Origin of the sequence: Actinomadura sp. 3N508 (assembly GCF_044326375.1) — a bacterium.
Taxonomy (GTDB): Bacteria; Actinomycetota; Actinomycetes; order Streptosporangiales; family Streptosporangiaceae; genus Spirillospora.
In genome coordinates this window covers 115493-133114 of the sequence record NZ_JBIRAX010000017.1, presented here as the reverse complement: position 1 = coordinate 133114, position 17622 = coordinate 115493, and the positions used below count along the sequence as shown (strand labels likewise).

The following is a 17622-nucleotide window of genomic DNA, read 5'->3' as shown; positions in this document are numbered from 1 at the left end:
CCTTTTGTGTCAATCGGAAAAGGTGTCGGACAATGGGGAGAGGAGAGCGCGCGGGTCCGTGTTAACCGGAACCCGGCACCTGCGCCGAGCTGCGATCTCCCGCGGCCCGGATGTCGCGGAGTTCCACGACAAGTTGTTTGGCCAGCATCCGATGCAAGGCACTGTGATTGGTCAGCGGCACCATGACATTGCGGGCGCAAGGTGCGGCCTGTCCAAGGCGGTACAGATCGCCATGAGCGGCGGCCGGTACTGCGGCCGCCGCCGTCACGGGGACGGAGCCGACTGTCCGCAGATGCGGGCAGGAACTCGCTGCCAGGGACCAGCAGGCACGACATGTGGGCGGAGTCGGCACCAGGTTGGGTTCCGTCGGATCGGTCATCAACGGCCATTCATCTCCCGGCAGCAGCCAGGCGATTCGACCGTCAGTCTCGGCTGCATCACCACCACAGACTTGGCAAATGCCGCTGGTCATGCAGGCCAACTGCCGCCCTGTATGGATTTCGGCGAATTCCGGTTCGCCTGACCTGCCGGTTCGGTTGCGGTACCACAACGCGCCGAAACGCCGGTCAGCGGACAGTTCACGGCGGTAGGCCAGCCGCCCCTCCCGCCAGCCGAGCCGCAGCGAAGGGTCGACCTTTTCTCCGGTCCAGCGGACCACCCATGGAACGGGCAAGCCTCGCCAGACCGCAGGAGTTGGCAGGTGCGTATCAGGCATGATGCACTCCTTTGTTGCTTTCGGTGGAAAGGGGCGGCGACGGCAGAATTGGCAATCGAAGGTGCGCTGTGTGTAAGTCCCTCGTCCCGGCGGGCGTTGAAGGCGAGCGTGAACAGCTGGTCATACTCGTCCTGGCCAATTCTTTCGCCGAGTTCCTCAAGGTCGCCCACTAGGCGCACAGCGTTGCTGCTGGCCGTTTTGGTGTTCAGCTTGGTAAAGCGGGGATCATCGGGCTAGCGGGCCTTGGGTGGTGCTCGATGACGTATTCGTCGCGGCCTTCGTGGTCCCGCTTAGCGACGTGCAGGAGCGCGACACTTTTGTCCGGGTCGCTCATGTCGTCCCAGCCCGGGTGGCATGACCATGTGCTGGGCGTTTGGTGCCTGCGGCCGCGGCGCACCGCGCTCTACAGGGCTCCTTGAGCGATTGCGTCAGGTGCGGCTGCGCCTGAGTATCCGCCAGGGCAGGTCGGCGTGGTCAGGCCGCTGTGTCATTGATGTCGTCGAGCCAAAAACAGCGGCGGCAAAAGCCCGCGGTCGAAGCGTTGATCCGACCGCTGATCAACTCCAGAACAACCTGAGTGATGTTGAAGGGCTGGAATTGTTTAGAGGGCGCCGCTCTCCCGACTGCGTCCGGGCACATCGGGTCGACGTGCCAACACCACGACTCGTCCAGCGTCTTGCCGGTGGACCGCGTGTACTCCCAATTCTTGCTGACCACTACGGGGAAGAGCCGGCCGAATCGGCGCAGGTTCTCGGCCCGCCGTAGGTTCTGCCGGTGCATGTTGTGCTCGGGGACGACGTCCAGCAAGGTCCGGCTGGTGAGGACCGGACGTTGATTGATCCTCACCACGACCGCATCGCTGTCGTCGTCGGGTACCACCCACCGGCTATCGCCGCTGCGGGGCGGGCCCAGAGACCACACCTGTCCACGCCGTAGGACGATCTTGTCGTCACGGCTTTCGGCGAACGTGACCCAGGCGCCGACTCGGTATTCTTTGGGTTCATAGAGCTTTCGAGTCCGTTGCGGGCGCCGCCAGGTGCGCGCTTTCGGGGTCTGGTCCGGGGTCCGGGGTCCGGGATTGGGTGCGCCCGTGCACGTCCGCCATGTGTCCAACGAACTCAGCTGGGAGGTCGAACTTCGTGTCGCAGAGCCGCATCTGGCTGGTGTCGTCCCGGTAGACGAGTCGACACCGCGCGAAGAATCTCCCGACGGGCACATCACGTTCACGCATGCGTGAACACCCCCCTTCAGGGCGATCGAGAAACGGAACCGGCCTGCTTTGAGTCAGCTGTTCAGTGGTTCGCTGAAGCCGCCCCACAAACGCACAGCGGCCGTGATGTCCTCGGGGCTCGGCGCGGTGCTGCCAGCGAGGTCAGCGAGGGTCCAGGCCAGGCGAAGCACCTGGTCAAGGCCGCCCGGAGTCAGTTGGCCGCCGGTCAGCGCGGCGTCGAGTATCGCGGCCGCCCGCGCTGGTGGGGTGAAACGGCACCGCAGTTCCGGGCCCGGGATCTCGGCGTTGGTGCGCCACGGCGTCTCCGCCAGCCGACGCGCGGCGCGGTCACGGGCGGCCTGGACCCGGTCGGCGACGCGTCTGCTGGACTCGGCCGCGGCCAGATCACGGCGAAGCTCGGCTGGAGCTGCCGGGGTGAGCCGGACCTTGATGCCGACGCAGTCCAGCAGTGATCGCGGCAGCCGGGCCAGGTAGCGCTGGCGGACGCCGGGCGGGCACGTGCACGCCTGCGCGTCTGGTGCGCCGCACGGGCACGGGCGGGCTGCCAGCACCGCGATCGGACGCGCGGGAAAGGTCACGATCCCTTCGGCTCCGCTGACGGTGACCGTCCCGTCCTCCAGAAGTCGGGCCAGCGACTTCAGCGTCTGGACGGCGAATTCGGGCGCGTCGTCCAGGAAGAGCACTCCTCGGTGGGCGAGGGCGACCGCCCCGGGGTGAACGGTGCGGCTGGTCCTGGCGCCGAGGACGGCGCCGCGCGGATCGGTGTGGTGCGGCGCGCGGGATGGAGGCCGGACGATCAGAGGCTTGTCGGGTGGGAGGAGGCCCGCGAGGGAGTGGAGGGCGGTCACCTCCAGTGCGGTGTCGTGATCGAGGTCGGGCAATAGGCCCGGTAGCCGCTCGGCGAGCATGACCGCACCCGTGCCGACGGGGCCGACCAGAGCGAGGTGGTGACCGCCCGCGGCGGCCACTTCGACCGCCTCGCGCCCACCGGCTTGCCCCCGCACCTGAGCTAGATCCAGATCGCCGGGCAGCCCGATCGCGGGGTGGGCGGTGGGGTGGTAGCTGTCGTGCGGATCGTCGCCGCCTTCGTCGGGCGGTGGCATGCCGCGCAGCTGCGCGATCAGCCGGCCCAGCGAGGTGACGCCGATCACGTCGATGCCGGGCACCAGCGATGCTTCAGCGGCATTGGCCTGAGGGACGACCACCACGCTGACACCGGCGTCGACGGCTGCCAGGACGGCGGGTAGCACGCCGTGAACAGGCCGCACCTGCCCATCCAGTCCCAGCTCTCCGATCAGCGCCATGCTCGCGCACGCTTGGGCCGGGATAGTGCCGCTGGCAGCCAGGACGGCGACGGCGATGGCCAGGTCGAAGACGCTTCCGTGTTTGGGCAGGCTGACGGGGAACAGGCTGACCGCGATATGGCGGTGAGGGAACTGCTGGTCGGAGTTGAGAATGGCGGCTCGAACACGATCGCGGATCTCGTTACGGTCCGTGTCCGGGAGCCCGATCAGGTGCAAGCCGGGCGTCCCATCGATGATCGACCCTTCGACGTCGACCACGACGGCGTCGATGCCCACCAGCGCGATCGCGCGCGTACGGGCTATACCCATGGCACGTCAAACCTTTCGTCGGGGGTTGAGGCGAGCAACGACAGCTAGACGGGATCAAGCCCCGTCCAAAATAAGTGGTTCTCCGCTCGGAAGAACGCACGTGCGGATTTGCGAGAAATCTGGAGCCCCGCAGGAACCCACGGGCATAAGCACGAAAGAGCGCGGGCAGTAGCGATCCTGATCCCCAGCCCTTTGTGGGCTAATTTCCGCTATCGAAATGACGTTTCTCGCTATTGGCGCGCGTCAGTACTTCGCGGACCTCCTGGGCCGAAGCGCGACCCTCGACCTTGTTATAGGGGATCGTGTCCGTACTGACCTTCTTGTCCTGCGGGAACTGCCGACGGGCATCGGCTACGGTGTAGATCCCGCGAGTGACTCCGCCGATCATCCACGGCACCGTGACCGACTTGCTGTTGACCCGCATGACCTCGAACCAAGTCCCATGCCGTTTCACGAAATCACCCACGCTGAAATCGTCCTTGCCCCAGACCTTCTGCCCCGCCTTCTGCCTGTCGGTGACCACGTCGCGCCAGTAGCCCAACTCCCCGTCGAGCTGGATGAGGTCGGCGGTCCACCGGCCCGCATCGGCCGGGGCAGGGGCGACCTTGCGGTAGATCTCGCCGCCGCGGCGCATAAGCGCGGGCCCGCCGTCGTCGTGGACCCACCGGTACTCGCCCTCCAGCAGCCGCACCAGTCGCCGGCGCTGCTGCTCCAGCCGCTCGATCCGGCGCAGCACGGTCGGCAAAGCCTCCCGGTGGCGCTGGTGGGCCTGGGCGGCCCGGCGTCGGCCCGCCCAATACCGGACCTTGTCCTGTTCAGCCATGGAGGCGTCGTGGGCGGCCATCATCCGGCGGTGCGCGGCGCGCGCCGAGTCTGAGATCAGCGGTTGCCCCAAGGGCCAACTGTCGGCGGACTGGCGGTAGCGCTCGTACGCCGCCTCGCTGCGCGCCGCCGCCTTACCCGCATAGTCGCCGTAGCGGTCTGTACGCTGGTCGGCGCGTTGGACGCGCTCGGCTTCCTGTTCGGCGAAGCCAGTCGCGGGCAGCGTCGTGTCATCGATGTCGACCTGGACGTCATGCCCCGCCGCCCGCAATGCCCGCGCGGCTTGCTCGATCTCATACCGCTTGGCCGCCTTGAACCGGCTACGCTGCAACCCGATCCTGCCGATCGAGCGCATCCACCGCCATCCACACCGCAGGTCGCGCAGTACCTCATAAACACCATCGCCCTTTTCGGATCCCTCGATCAAAGTGCCGTCGTCACGGGTATGCCTGATTACAATTGGCATACCAATCCCTCCAAAAGTCCAAAGAGTCGAAGCTGGGCATTTCCTGGGCAGGTGAAGAAACTTCTTCAATCTCCGTATATCTGGCGCCAGCGTATAGATGTGGAAACTTTTCCAGGCCCGCTAGCCCCTGGAGTGGAAGTGGACCTTCTTAGCTGATTCTGGAGCCGGACTGGTTCGCGGAGAATGTTAGAAGTCCAACAAGGTCTCTCCCGTGCCTCATTCGGTATTTCGATTCACTACTCATCCAAGGAAGCCTGATTGTTGGGCTTCGGTGGGAAGTCGCGCTCGAAGTTAAGGCTGTGGACTTCCTCGCCCAAAGTGATGACAAACCAGTGATAGCCGCGCTCGGCCGCTACACGCAGATCATCGAGCAGACCTGATTCGACCAGCTCCAGATACTCGGCGAAGTCGTCGCCGGGCAGCCCGGTGCGGTTCCACCGGCTCCACCAGTCTCCGCATCGGGGATCGAAACCACTGGCATAACAGAGCGGGACGCGGCCCTCGGTGTCCCTCGGGGCGTTCTTGTCAGTCGACATTAGATAGACGCCGTCGTCGCGGACCAGGATCAGGCAAGGTCCGGCATCGACCTCGAAACCCGGGTGATTCAGGGCTGGACCGGGTTCCCAGCGTGTGGTGTGCTCATTGGCCGCAGTGGCATCTTCAGCCAGCCGCAAGACCGCGGCCAAGTCGAAGCACAATTCGACCGAGGGTCTGGGCATGCCAATGCACTCCTTTCATCCTGGGAGTGACGCTTTCATCGTCGCCGTAAGACGCGAGATGGTGCATGAACTGATTAGCGAGCAACCGTCTGGTTCCGTCGCCGCGCCAACGAATAGGGCTCCACCACCGCATATCCTGCGTTAAGATCAGGGGTGAGCTGGGCGCACTGGCTTGCTACTCGCTGCCGCGCAGCCGCGCTTCCCAGCAACACTCGCCGCCAACCCAACCGCCGTCATGCAGGTGAGCGGTCGCCTTGTCGGCGAGTTCGCCACAGAACTTGCAGCGGACCGTCGCGGGGTACAGCGAGCAGCTCGATGCGTGGTCGACGCTGAGCATTCCCGGGTTGGCGTCATTGATCCACTCGCTACATTCGTCGCAGAGGGTGGCGGTGCTAGGGCTAGGATCGAACTCTTTCGCTTGAGCCTCGGTCAAGACATCTGGAGCTGAGGCTGGCACCCGGTAAGAAGTCGCGGTCGGCTGACCGGCTTCTCCTTTGCGTTCAAAGTGAACCAGCCGGTTCCTTTCGTGCATCGTCCTCTCTTCCCACTCTAATTCTGGCGATGTGCCCTTGACTGAACCCGCTGATCGACTGCTGGCTTTCATTGCGGCGTCATCGACGGCACAGCCATCTCTGGAAGTGTGAATGGTGGTGACTGATAGGCCGCACTATCTGCAACCGAAGGCTGGGCGCTCCGGCGGCTCGCTTGCTTGCCCGGGCAGTGCTCGGAAAACGATGAGCAGAAGAGCGTTTACGGCCTCTGAGTCGATCGCGACGGAGTCGGCGGTGGGTATTCGTAGACGAACACGGTTTTAATCCCATCGGCCATCGTGTTCGCTCTGGAAGGGTTACTCCAGGTGCCCCCGCCAACCCAGGGCTTGCACACTCCGGCTTTGCGCCATCCGTCAAATCGGTAGAGGTTCCCGGTCTTGCCGGGCAATGCGTAACTGACCGCGGCCCGGACGGGCCAGTAGTCCCAGCGGGGCGCCAGGTAGTCACGCCAGAGCCGGAGCATGACTCGCATGATTCCTGGATGCTGCGGGTGGCGCGCGATCCGGGCGAGGTCGACGACCTCGCGGCGCGCGAAACCAGCGGCACGCGCGCCGACCGTCGAGCCGAACACCGCGACTGCGACTGCCTGGCCGTCGATCGCCAAACCCCACGCCTGATAGCCGAAGGGGCGGGTGAACGGGCCGAGTGGGTGACTGAAGGCCACGAGGAGCTCGTTGGCCTGCTGCTTGGTGACCGGCGCGAAGAACAAAGGATCGCTTTGACCACGGTCACAGCCCGCCGGCCATAGGGTGCCTGGCAACGTGAGCTGTTGCTGCTCGCCAACGACGTGAATTGGGCTGGCGCTGTCCGTACTGGCCAGATCGTGGCCCGATCGGCCTCGGTCGTCCATGGAGCTCCCCCCTGTTGTAGTCGGACGGGGGGATCTTGCATGCCTAGAATTGGCGACGCCAAATGCGGCTAGCTGAAGGGAATGCGCGAATTGTTCACCCAGGTGTCAACCGGTGGCGACCATAGTTTGCGGCGGCGGTGCCTCTGATGGGTCGGTGTCGTCGAAGAGGACCTCGTCCCCGCACATCACGCGCAGCGGTACCGTCTCGTCGGGCCGCAGGAGGACGGCGTCAGTGGTGTCGAGGTGGATGGAGACTCGAACTGCTCGCATTGTGGGGTCGAGGTAGGTGTAGACCTGAATGCCTGCGACCTCGATGCACGGCAGAGTGTCCTTGTCGCGCATGGGGTGGAAGACAGCGGCGCGGTTGGCCCGCTCGCAGTCTTCCGTGTTGGGGAATTGGTAGCCGTGCGCCGTCACAAGGCTGGTGCCGCTAGGCGGGGCGCTCGTGCGGATTTCGTCGGTGTACAGGGTGTAGCCCTCCTCGCCGCGCTCCTGCTCGGGGCTGTAGTACAAGTCGACGGCTTGGCGGTTATCGGTGGGCGGTTGGTTGGGAACATCGTCCCGGTCGGCGATGCTGTCCCAGCTCGACCGGGCGTGCTCGGCCAGGGCCCGCAGGGCGGAGTCCTCGTCGGCCCAGAGCGTCACCTCGTCACTGTGGCGGTCCCAGCGGCGTAGCACCCACGCCCGCTGCGGGCTTGGCCCGGGGATAGCGGTCGTCATCGCGGCGCCCGGCTCCTCGCCTGCGTACTCGGCGTACATGGCGTGGCGGGCACGGTCGAGAACTTGCTGTTGGCGTTCGGACAGGTCGCCAACATCAATCTGTTCCCACAGTTCGACGGCGGTCTTGATCAGGCACTCGATGTCCAGCGGCACGAACTGTTCGGTGATCATGGGGAACTCCTGTTCTGACGCGATCTGCACGACACCTCCATATGGATCTCCAGTCGCTTAGGCGAGGCCGTCGCATAAGCGAGGTCCGGATCACCCGGCCTGTCTGCGGCGATGAGGGGTAGTTTCGCTTGAAAGGATTAGCTGGTTTCACCAAGTGGTCTCTTCTGGCGGTGATGTGGGGAGGTCGTAGCCGAGTTCCTTCAGCCGGTCGATCGCGCCGACCGGTAGGCAGGTTTGTGGCGTGCGGTAAATCCAGTGCCACGCGAATGGGCAGCGACACGATGTCGGTTCCACAATCGCGTCGCGGTGGCAGCGATCCGTGCACTGCGAGGGGATCCCCGGGTGGCAGGGGAATTCAGGGCAGTCGATGACCACCACGTCGGCGTTTCGTGCGTGGGCGTCCCACCAGTTCGGCTGGTTCGGGATCGTTCCGTCGAAGGCCACCAATCCCTGCTCCGACTGGGCAAACCAGAGGTGATACAGCCATGCCGCTGCTTTTGCCTCGGGAAGGCTTTCGGTGTTCAGTACGTAGGTGTAGGGCTTCTCGCCGTCGTGGCGCTCTGAACCGGACACGTTGATGGTGTATGGCTGCATCGGCGGTTCTCCTTGCCCTTTAAGATTCATCTCGCTTTCGCATAGCCGGGCCTGGAATATGAGGAGTTGCGTGACCACGACGGCGGCGCAGCGTGAGGTAACGCGCGGGGTCGCCCGAAACGTGGTCCTTGCTCGGGCCCGGGCATCGGGGCCGTCAGGGACGCGCTGTCGGTTGGCGTCACGCCCTCGCTTGCGCGGTGGTGGGTTTCACAGTTCCGGGGTGTCTCCCGGCGCGGGGCGTGCGCCTTGCCAGGTGCCGTTGGGCAGCAGTTCGTCCAGGAACGCGCTCAGGCTTTTGTGCAGGACCGTGGTGAGGTTGTTGTGGCTGTGCTCGTCGCAGATGATCTCAGCTGCTTCGTCGCCGACTCCGTAGACCGACCAGGTTCCGTCGGCGTGCAGACTGAGCCACAAGGGCGCCCATGCCTCGATCGCGCCCGCACAACCCGGGTGGCGGCAGCCGACCCGATCGGGCTCTCGCGGCATGTCAGGTCACCTCGATCCTGCCGGTGAAGACATCGTCCAATTCCAGGCTCAAGCTGGGGACGCAGCGTTCGGCCAGTGCGATCTGGATCATTGCGTCGGTGAATCGCTCGGCCTCGGTGCGGGAGATCCACTGCCGGCCCTCGTCGTCGTACCCGGCGGCAACCCATGCCTCGATCAGCAGATGCCGCGCGGTGTCGGCCTTGGACCGCGCAATGCGGGCCTCGTCCTCCGGCCGCATTCGCGTATCGGGAATCGGCCGTTGCTGGTGGTTGGTTTCCGTTTTGTGCAGCATGGTTGCCGAACGGGCCGCGTCGTCCTCGCGCTCGCCCGCCAGCCGGGCGAGTGTCTTGAGCATTTCCCGGACTGCCCGCGGCGAGTCCTCGGTGATGTGACTCTTATGGATCATCGACACTCCTCCCAGTATCTCGGGTGCAGGAGCGGGCATCCCGGGGCACTAAACCGCCGGGCCGGAGCCCCATGAGGCTCGCCTTCGTGAAATTCGTGCGCCGCCCTGCCTCATTGTTCGTCGGCCTGGAATCCTTGGTGGATTTCCTGGCATTCAATGCATTCGGGATCGCCCGCGTGTGCGGGGTTGACGAAATGCCCGGTGTCGGCGTGATGCTGGTCGCGACGCATGCACACCAGGTCGTGGTGGGTCAGCCCGGTGCGGGTGCCGTCGCGCAGGAACGCGCGCAGCGCCTCAACGAGCTTGGGGACGCTGCGGTCTGGCACATTGCAGACCGGCCCTGCGTAGTCACCGTCGGGGTCGATCAGTTCAACGCCCCAGCCGTGGTTGCTGTCGCCCAGCGGCCCGTGCATGTCCCCGACCGACAGAACGCCCATTCCTTCGATCGGGACGTAGATGGAGAAGCAGCCGCCACCGGTGTGCTCGACGTAGGCGGTTCCGAACGCCTCGCGCAGTGCCGCCACGGCCTCGTCCACGCCCGGCCATTGGTCGTGGCTCATGGCGGGTCCAGCGTGTCCAGGGGCCGCCAGTGCCGGTACCGGACCACCGTCCCGGGCGTCGGCTGGGCCCAGTGGTCATCGGTGCCGCGCAGCTCGGGGTTGAGGACGTGGAACCAGTCCCCGATGTATTCGGCGACCGGTTCGCCGCAGCCGCACACCGCGACGGCGGTCTGCCCGGCGGTGACATGGTCCAGGTGAGCGCCCGCTAGACACACTGCCGCACGGCAGCGCCAACCGGCCAAGCGTTCGCCATCCCAGACCATCCGTAGCAGCGGACTCAAGGTCGCTCGGAGACTCGTTCGCAACGTCGACAGGAACATGGTTGATCGCCTCCAGCAGGGGCAACGATGTCGTTCAGGCGGTCAGGAGGAGCCACGCCGGAAACCGCTCGATTCCCGGAGCGATACCGGGTGGCTGAAGTGCGTGCCCGGCGCCCGGCTTTCAGCTCTTCGCCTGGCTATGAACCGCCTTGGTGGCCGAGCCGTCGAGCCGCGCGCTCTTGCGGCATTCACCGGACGCGCACCAGCGTGGAGGCGTCGAAGATGGCGGGTGAGGCTCCATCATCGGAGACGTGGTAAAGGTAGATCTCGTCGCCGTGCTGGACAGGGTCTTCCAGCAGTTCTTGCCAAGCGCCGGGACCATCCATGTACCAGGGCGCGTAGCTGTCGCCAGCGGTCAAATCAGAAACGAAAGCGCTAGGCTGGTCGTCGTTTTCCCCGAGCGTGATCGTCCCCACAATGGCCTCCTTTCACATATCACAGGAGCCGGATTTGGCGGTTAAGCGGTGAGAGCGTATTTGATGCGCCCGCCCGCCCATTCGGCGATGTTCGAGGGGACGGCGGTTCCGGTAAGTAGCCCACCTGGCGTGGCACCGTGGGGGACTTTGTCCCGGTCGGCCTTGGGAAACCGGGTGACGAACTTCCAGCTGTCAGGGAACCGTTGGGCGTATGCCCTTTCCGGGGTGGTGAACATCCGCACCCGGCAGCCATCGATGGTCCGGTCGTCGCCGGGCTGGACCAGCATGTGGTGGGTGCCCGCGGCGGTGATCGTGGCGACTGGGCCGTCCAGCGGTTCCGACAGTTTGTGCCGCCGCAGGATCGCCACGAAAGGGGCGGCCGTCCCAGTGGGTCAGGCCGTGCCGGATCCGGGCTCGGGTGGCGGGAGCGTACGGTCCGCGCCGGTGCCCGTCGGCGACCAGCCGCATCGGCAGCGACCAGTCGATTCCCGGGGCCATCGCGGTCGTGGCCGGTTCGACCCGGCCATGCCCGGCCGGGCAGAGGTAGTAGTAGGCGCCGTGCCTGCCGGTGCCGGGGTCGTAGTCGCCGATCAGGTGGCCAGCGATCCTGGTCGCGGTGGGTTTCCAGCACCGCACGCCCTGCACGGGCCCGCACACGCGGCACCTGGCTGCGGGGCGCACCTCCAGGTCGACTTCGATACCTCGCCTGGCCAGCACGAACACCAGGCGTTCGCGCACTTGTGGGGCGGCGGGGTTGCCGGGCGAGGAGATGTGTGCGGCGTTGACCGGGACGATCTGGGCGGTGTAGTTCATCGCCTCGAAGACCTTTAGCCACGGCTCGAACAGGTCCCAGCGTGCGAACCGCAGGACGTTCTCTCCGACGATCACGGCCGGTCGGTGGATCTCGGCGTAGCGGATCAGGCACCATGCCGTCGCCCGCGTTGCCGCCCACGGCTGCTGGCGTTGCTTGCGGACGGCGTTACCGCCGGCAGGTGCCGCCTCGGTGCAGATGGGGCTGGCGACCAGCACATCGGCGCCCGGCAGGCTCAGCATGTCCAGCTGCGAGACGTCCTCAACAATGCCGTGCACCGGCCGGTTGAGCAGAACTGTTTGCACTGCGGCCTGGAGATGGTTGACCGCCGCCAGCGTGGCGTAACCGGCCAGCGCGAACCCGGCCAGATCACCTCCACCACCGGCCATCAGGTGCACCGATGTCAGCACGCTGTCCTCCCCCGAGTACACAAAAGGCTCCGCACCGGCATCCCGCGCGGCGCGAATTGGTTGGGTCTGTCATCTCAGGGAGCGCGACCGCATTCACGCAGAGCGCCGCACCTTCCAGCTAGCGTGAGTCGGTGCCCCTTTAGCACGGTCGGCTTCCCCGTCGTGGCTGGAAGACTCGGCGTCTTCCAACCTCTGTGAGGTGCGGTAGTAGGCCGGGTCCCTGCCGCCTGCTAGGCGATTTGGGCGATGATCGGTTGGCCGCACACGTCGCAGATTAAGTCGTCTTCGGCGGTGCCGTCGGGGATGGTCCAGGGATAGACCTCACCGATCGCGTCAGCCCATTCGGGGAACCGATCCGACAGTTCCAGCCCGGTGCCGATCGGCATACATGACACGCAGATCAGCTGTCCGGCCTGCCATTGCCAGGCGACGAGGTGCTTGATGGTGTCGCCGTTAGTGGACTGCCATCCCGATGCCGCAGGCCAGCCGAGGGTCATTCGCGCCTTCCTCCTTTCGTACGTTGCCGTTCGTGGCCGCGCTGACCGACCTGCGTCCCGACGCGATCAGGATCTCCACGGTTGGGTGCCGTGCTCGCCCTCGTGGGTGGCGGTGATGTCGTTAGGGTGGTGATCGGTGATGGGCTGCCAGCCAGCCGGTTCGCACGACAACCACAGCAGCCCGATCTTGACCAGGTCTCCGACGCTGAGCGAGCGAAGGCGGCGGCGGTAATAGTCCGCGCTCAGTTCATGGAGCTCGTTGCCGATCTGGAACGCTGTCTCAGCGAAGCGAACCGGCTCAGTGGCTTCGTTGGCTTCCATTGGAAATTCGAACACCTTCACCACAGGATGGCCTTGCTGGTAGCCGTCGAAACCAAGATGTCTCCCCGCTGCATCCTTCGATACGTTATGGAAAACCTCGACCGTCACGGTGACATTCACAATTTCCCCCTTTTCTGAAGCGATAACTCCCGGCAGCGATGCAAAGCGTCACCGGCTGCGCTCTTCTGCGGCCACATGCTCGGGAGGGGGCCGCGATCTCGGCCTTATGCGGTCAGCCTTGGCGACGCCCGGCTCGGCTCGCCACCGCCTCCACGCGGGCGGTGCATTGCGCGGGTTACAGCGGGGGCAGGGCGGTGACGGTGGCCTTCGGATGGGCGGCCCGCGCCCGCTCCAGGCAGGGAGCGCAGAACGCTGCGTCCGTCAGGGCGGGCTGCGTGACGGGCCTGCTCTGGTCGAGCTCAGCCCAGGTGAGGATCGCCACTGGTGTGGCCAGGTCATCGGGCTCCCCGGAGTGGGTGTCGCCCTGGCACCACACCTCCGACCAGGTCCATGCCTTCCACCCGATCGCGTACATGCCGTCGGGGTCGGGCTCGATCCGTTCGGGCTCGTACCCTTCCTGGCCTTCGGTTCCCGGGACCCGGCAGATGATCACGTCACCGTCCCAGAACAACTCCTCGGCGTCCTCGTAGTGCGCTCGCTGCTTGGTTTTGGTGACGGCTTCGACGACTCGTTCGGCGACCTGTCTGGTGAAGCGCGGGCATGCGGCGCCGTTCCATGACGTCCAGGTCGCCACTTCGGCGGGAAAGACATCGTGACCACCGATCGTCACATATGCCTTGGCCCAATCGCTCATGACGTCACTCCTCACTGCTCTCTCCAATCGGCTGCATACGGTTGATCGACATGTCGCTGAGACGCCACCGCACGGGTAACCGAAACGGGCGCACATGCGCCCTCAAAGCGTTGATTTGCCACCGCGTAATTCGTAGCGCATATTCCTTCGCATCAGGGTGCTTGCGTTGTTACGCGGCTTCGGATCGGTGGGGCGCCGTGTCAGGCACGGCGCCCCAACCGAGACCCGACCTGGCCGAGGAGCTAGGCCGCCAGGAGCGCCGGGTCGTTCTGCACGGTGGCCAGGGTGTGCAGGGTGGTGTGGTCTAGCTCGTCGACGCCGCCGGTGACGGCGCGGAGCATGTTCCGCTCGGCGCGGACCGCGCCGCGGACGGTCTGCTCGTGGTGGGTGTAGGTGTTGACGGCTTGGACGACGCCCAGGCGGTGCCCTTCCAGGGCGCGACCCGGTTGTCGTGGTTCCACAGCCGGGCGAGGGTGTCGCGCTTGTTTTCGGCCATGGTGCGTGAGCGTCCCGGCTGGTCGGGCATCGGCACGTGGGCGTCCAGGAAGGCGTTCCACTCGGTGTCGCTGACGCTGGTGCGGCAGAGCGCGGTGACCTCGGCGGCGCAGTCGTCGGCGACCTGGTAGATGATGTTGAGTGCCTCGCGGGCCTCGCCGATGCGCAGCTTGGAGTGTCGCGAGTGCTTGATCTTGATCTGCTGGCCGGCTTCGCCCAGCCCGGCGGCCATGGTGTTGTCGCACACGATGCTGGTCACGGCCCGTTTGAACGTGGTAGCCAGCGACCCGTCGAAGGACGTGGCGCCGAACAGGTGGGGACGGAACTCCACTCCTTCGGGGGTGGTGACGTTGTCGGGGACCTCGACCGACACCCACGCGACTGCGCCGTTCTTGAGCAGCCCGGCGGACCCTATCGACAGGTCGTCGTCCAGCAGCGTGGCGATGGTGTTGATCAGCCACTCGTTGTATTCGTGCGGCTGGTAGGAATCGGTGAAGATCCCCATGGTGTGGCCGGTGTCGGAGCGCTGGATGGCCTTGCGATCGGGGAGCGGGGCCAGCTTGAGCACGCCGGTGTCGGTGACCGCTTCCACCGTGCCGGGGATCGGGACGTGCCCGTTAGGGGTCCATTCCATCCCCGAGGAGGGGACGTAGATCGGCTGCTCGACCGGTTCCCAGTGGAACAGCCGACGGCTGACGTCGCCGACCGGGATGGCGCCCGAGTAGTGGTTGGGTTCTGCGCCTTGCAGGTCGGCCCGGTAGTGCCAGGCCGTGCCGCGCTTGTCGGTGAACCCGATCAGCGTGTTCTGGTTCAGCCATTGCAAGGTCTCTTTGGACATGCGGGACTCTCCCTTTCTGCGGGAACGGCCCGGGGCGCCGCTGACCCAGCGTGGGCAGCCCAGCAAGGGGCGGTCGGGCTGCGTGGGCGGCCCTTGTGCGGGCAGCGACGCCCCGGGGGAACAAGCACGCCCCGAGGGCCCAGCCCTCGGGGCGTTAGCAGTCAGCCGGTGCGGCGCAGGGCGGGTTGTTCGCGCCGCTGGGCCGCACGTGTGGACGTGCGGTCAGGAATGGAACTGCCAGATGCCCGGGTGGGGGGCGTCCAGCGGGTAGGACGGTGCGTGGTCGTCGTCATGGCATTTCGGGTCATCGCGCAGGTAGGTCCAGGCGTGACCGTCGTCGTTGATCACCGCGCGGCACTCGTCCCGGGTACACCGTCGCTGCACCGGGTGGAAGACGATCCCGTAGACGAACCCACGCTCGCAGCGCACCAGCAGCGACAGCTCACCATCGCGGGTGACGTAGGTCCGGGCACCCAAGCCCATCGCGAACAGCCGGGACAGGCCGCGCTGCCAGGACGTGACCGCCTCCCGGTATTCCGGCGAGCCGACGCCGAAAGCGGCGCCGAGCCGGTCACAGTGCGCGCTGGCGGCGGCGATGACGTCGGTGGCCTCCCGCGCGACGGTTAGCACATGCTCATACGGGCGCTGATCGACCCGCTCAAACGGTGGGACGGGCGCGTCCGGGTCCTGATAGGTGCACGGCATCACGTCGATCAGCTCCAACGCCAGCAGGGCGCGCGCGGCGAAGGCGTCGGCCCGGTCCAGCGCCGCGTCGCTGATCGCCTCCCATTGCGTCTGCGGGATGGCGAACTGGCCGGGAACGAGCTGACGGTCGCGGTTGTAGTCGTCCAATGATTCGCCCAGCGGCGCCAGCAAGGCGGTGAACACCGCGCGCACCACCGTGGCGACGATCTCCGCAGGGCCACCGGCGGCCTCGATTTGATTCCTGATCGCGGTCAGCTCGTCACCGGTCAGGGCCCGCTGTGCGCGATAGGTCGTGGTTGAAGACATTGGCGCTCCCTTTTTCCGAGCTGGACCTAGGACGGTCCATGGCTGGTCATTCGCAGAGTTGGCGCGACGGGAGGAGTCGCCTTCCTCCCATCAACGTGACGTCACGTCCCGGGCTGTCCACACCTGGTGAGCGGTCACCGGCTCTGGTTCGCCCTGGCGGCGAGCACGCCGGTGGGCAACAAGGAAGGCCAGCAGGCGGGTGGCTTTGGTCTCGGCCTGTTCGCGGACCTCGTCCGGGCACCCGGTGACGATGCGGGTAGTGCGGGCCCGCAGGTCGATGTGGATGCGGACATCCACGACGATGGCACCGAGCCCTTGCGGACGGCAGTGCAGCGTGGCCTTGGCCGTCACGCCCGCGTCGGTGCCAGGGCGAAGCGTGACGTATTCGTTGCGCCAGGCGCGGTAATCAGTGTCGGGACTGACCCGGATCCCGCACGGGCGCCCATCGCGGTAGAAAGGCCACCAGCCGGGGCCATAATGGACACTGAAGTCGTCCAGAATGTAGTTCCACTCACCAGGCGGTGGGGACTGTCCGTAGGGGTCAAAGTACGTTTCGGCGCTACTCATGAATGCTTCTCTCGGGGCGGAGCGTTACTGGTCTCTCTTCACCGCATTTCCGATTCACGGCGAGCAAGGGACCTTGTCGCCGCCGAAGATCCGCACCTGGTATTCCTGGTCTTCATCCAGAACCACGATCGGCAGCTCGGTAACACCGTCGCGCTGAGCGCGGGCGACGCGATGCCACCCGTCGATGATCATTGCCGCGCCGTCGGCCTCGCGGAGCCGCACCGCGATGATCGGGCGATCCAGATCCACGGCGGGGATGTGATCCTCGTCAAGGGCGACCGCGGCGAGCCATCCGAACCACGGCTGCGGGTCGAATCGGTGAACTGGCAGGTCGGCTGCGATCTGCTGGGCCTTGGTGATGTCCCACCGGAAGGCCAGGAACTGAAACACTTCGCGATCGCTCATCGGTCTCCCTACCGTCTGTCTGCTGGCGATCGATAGCGGCGTCTCCTGGACGCTCGCCAGGTCACGGGTGCGCCCGGCACCGCGCGGCTATGGTCGAACGAGGTGTCAGTAGGTCTGATCGGTCACGGTGTCTGGCCGGTCAGGGTGGTCCAGCGGTGCCCGTCCCAGATCTCCCAGCGGGCACTGTCGGGCACGGGCACGTCGGCAAGATGGGCGATCAGGGCAGCGCGCTGGGCATTTGTTGCCGGCGGGTCGACCTCAACCACGTTGGTCGGGTAGCGGTCCATGACGACCGCGCGGATCAGGGTCCGCCCCAGCCGTGCCGCGGTGGCGATACGCCGGGCGAGGTCGTACTCATCGACCAGGCAGTCCAGCACCCCACCGACGTCCACCGGTTCGCCGCCATGTCGGCACTGCGCGGCGAAGTCTTCCATGTCCCGCCACGTGAAAACGTTGCTCGCTCCGGGCTGGAAGCTCGTCGGACCGCCGCGCCCGTCGTTCTCGGCGACGCCGACGACTCGCTGGCCCACAGCAATTACGGCGGTGAACGAAACGCCATAGGCGTGCATGGCTTCACGAAGGCTGACAACATGCAGGTCGGTGTGCGGCACGCTAAGGCCGCTGTGCGGTAGTTCGATCATCAACAGGTCACCTCCTGTCCTGGGGTGTGGTGTCGGCCGCGCCGAGGGCTATTCGGTCGGCTTCACAAGCCGCCCGGGAGGCTGGGCTCACCAGCACCAGCGGTTGATGCCGGGCACGATCGTGGCGACGGTGGCGCGGTAGTCGTGGGCCCGGCGTGCGGTCATCGCGTCCTGG

General features: G+C 66.0%; 23 protein-coding genes. All 23 read right to left on the bottom strand.

Annotation, left to right across the window (positions count from 1 at the left end):
• Positions 1–61 precede the first annotated feature (61 nt).
• The 23 genes from ACH34S_RS39275 to ACH34S_RS39165 all read right to left on the bottom strand — a co-directional run bounded on the left by ACH34S_RS39275 (position 62) and on the right by ACH34S_RS39165 (position 17447).
• A complete protein-coding gene (locus ACH34S_RS39275; protein WP_395957996.1) occupies positions 62–715 on the bottom strand; it encodes a hypothetical protein in 654 nt (217 codons plus the stop codon).
• 474 nt (positions 716–1189) lie between these two features.
• Positions 1190–1594, bottom strand: a complete 405-nt coding sequence (locus tag ACH34S_RS39270; RefSeq protein WP_395957995.1) for a hypothetical protein — start codon at positions 1592–1594, stop codon at positions 1190–1192.
• Between the two features lie 405 nt (positions 1595–1999).
• The gene (locus ACH34S_RS39265; protein ID WP_395957994.1) at positions 2000–3559 is read right to left on the bottom strand and encodes a YifB family Mg chelatase-like AAA ATPase; all 1560 of its coding nucleotides are present in this window, start codon (positions 3557–3559) and stop codon (positions 2000–2002) included.
• Between the two features lie 199 nt (positions 3560–3758).
• Entirely contained in the window at positions 3759–4736 is a 978-nt protein-coding gene (locus tag ACH34S_RS39260) for a DUF3560 domain-containing protein (RefSeq protein WP_395957993.1), read from the bottom strand.
• A gap of 347 nt (positions 4737–5083) precedes the next feature.
• The gene (locus tag ACH34S_RS39255; RefSeq protein WP_395957992.1) at positions 5084–5566 is read right to left on the bottom strand and encodes a DUF3085 domain-containing protein; all 483 of its coding nucleotides are present in this window, start codon (positions 5564–5566) and stop codon (positions 5084–5086) included.
• A gap of 175 nt (positions 5567–5741) precedes the next feature.
• A complete protein-coding gene (locus ACH34S_RS39250) occupies positions 5742–6098 on the bottom strand; it encodes a hypothetical protein (protein WP_395957991.1) in 357 nt (118 codons plus the stop codon).
• Between the two features lie 218 nt (positions 6099–6316).
• The gene (locus tag ACH34S_RS39245; protein WP_395957990.1) at positions 6317–6967 is read right to left on the bottom strand and encodes a hypothetical protein; all 651 of its coding nucleotides are present in this window, start codon (positions 6965–6967) and stop codon (positions 6317–6319) included.
• Positions 6968–7072: 105 nt separating this feature from the next.
• A complete protein-coding gene (locus tag ACH34S_RS39240) occupies positions 7073–7858 on the bottom strand; it encodes a hypothetical protein (protein WP_395957989.1) in 786 nt (261 codons plus the stop codon).
• Between the two features lie 147 nt (positions 7859–8005).
• Complete coding sequence (locus ACH34S_RS39235; protein ID WP_395957988.1) at positions 8006–8452, bottom strand: hypothetical protein; 447 nt, start codon at positions 8450–8452, stop codon at positions 8006–8008.
• 207 nt (positions 8453–8659) lie between these two features.
• The gene (locus tag ACH34S_RS39230) at positions 8660–8935 is read right to left on the bottom strand and encodes a hypothetical protein (protein WP_132169148.1); all 276 of its coding nucleotides are present in this window, start codon (positions 8933–8935) and stop codon (positions 8660–8662) included.
• Position 8936: 1 nt separating this feature from the next.
• A complete protein-coding gene (locus ACH34S_RS39225; RefSeq protein WP_395957987.1) occupies positions 8937–9341 on the bottom strand; it encodes a hypothetical protein in 405 nt (134 codons plus the stop codon).
• Positions 9342–9451: 110 nt separating this feature from the next.
• On the bottom strand, positions 9452–9901 hold the full coding sequence (locus ACH34S_RS39220; RefSeq protein ID WP_395957986.1) for a hypothetical protein: 450 nt from the start codon (positions 9899–9901) through the stop codon (positions 9452–9454).
• Positions 9898–10116, bottom strand: coding sequence for a hypothetical protein (locus tag ACH34S_RS39215; protein ID WP_395957985.1), 219 nt, complete (start codon positions 10114–10116; stop codon positions 9898–9900). The genes ACH34S_RS39220 and ACH34S_RS39215 overlap by 4 nt, the downstream gene beginning before the upstream one ends.
• 293 nt (positions 10117–10409) lie before the next feature.
• The gene (locus tag ACH34S_RS39210) at positions 10410–10637 is read right to left on the bottom strand and encodes a hypothetical protein (protein ID WP_395957984.1); all 228 of its coding nucleotides are present in this window, start codon (positions 10635–10637) and stop codon (positions 10410–10412) included.
• 192 nt (positions 10638–10829) lie between these two features.
• Positions 10830–11858: a DNA cytosine methyltransferase gene (locus tag ACH34S_RS39205; protein ID WP_395957983.1), complete on the bottom strand. Its 1029-nt coding sequence runs from the start codon at positions 11856–11858 to the stop codon at positions 10830–10832.
• 230 nt (positions 11859–12088) lie between these two features.
• Positions 12089–12355, bottom strand: a complete 267-nt coding sequence (locus tag ACH34S_RS39200) for a hypothetical protein (RefSeq protein WP_395957982.1) — start codon at positions 12353–12355, stop codon at positions 12089–12091.
• Positions 12356–12421: 66 nt separating this feature from the next.
• Positions 12422–12796, bottom strand: coding sequence for a hypothetical protein (locus ACH34S_RS39195; RefSeq protein WP_395957981.1), 375 nt, complete (start codon positions 12794–12796; stop codon positions 12422–12424).
• A 175-nt stretch (positions 12797–12971) separates the two neighbouring features.
• Positions 12972–13490, bottom strand: a complete 519-nt coding sequence (locus tag ACH34S_RS39190) for a hypothetical protein (RefSeq protein ID WP_395957980.1) — start codon at positions 13488–13490, stop codon at positions 12972–12974.
• A gap of 304 nt (positions 13491–13794) precedes the next feature.
• Entirely contained in the window at positions 13795–14823 is a 1029-nt protein-coding gene (locus tag ACH34S_RS39185; RefSeq protein WP_395957979.1) for a DUF932 domain-containing protein, read from the bottom strand.
• 222 nt (positions 14824–15045) lie between these two features.
• Positions 15046–15834, bottom strand: coding sequence for a hypothetical protein (locus tag ACH34S_RS39180; RefSeq protein WP_395957978.1), 789 nt, complete (start codon positions 15832–15834; stop codon positions 15046–15048).
• Positions 15835–15924: 90 nt separating this feature from the next.
• Entirely contained in the window at positions 15925–16401 is a 477-nt protein-coding gene (locus ACH34S_RS39175; RefSeq protein ID WP_132169181.1) for a hypothetical protein, read from the bottom strand.
• 54 nt (positions 16402–16455) lie between these two features.
• Positions 16456–16806 (bottom strand): ParB N-terminal domain-containing protein, encoded by a 351-nt coding sequence (locus ACH34S_RS39170; protein ID WP_395957977.1) that lies wholly within the window; start codon positions 16804–16806, stop codon positions 16456–16458.
• Positions 16807–16928: 122 nt separating this feature from the next.
• Positions 16929–17447 (bottom strand): hypothetical protein, encoded by a 519-nt coding sequence (locus ACH34S_RS39165; RefSeq protein ID WP_395957976.1) that lies wholly within the window; start codon positions 17445–17447, stop codon positions 16929–16931.
• Positions 17448–17622 lie beyond the last annotated feature (175 nt).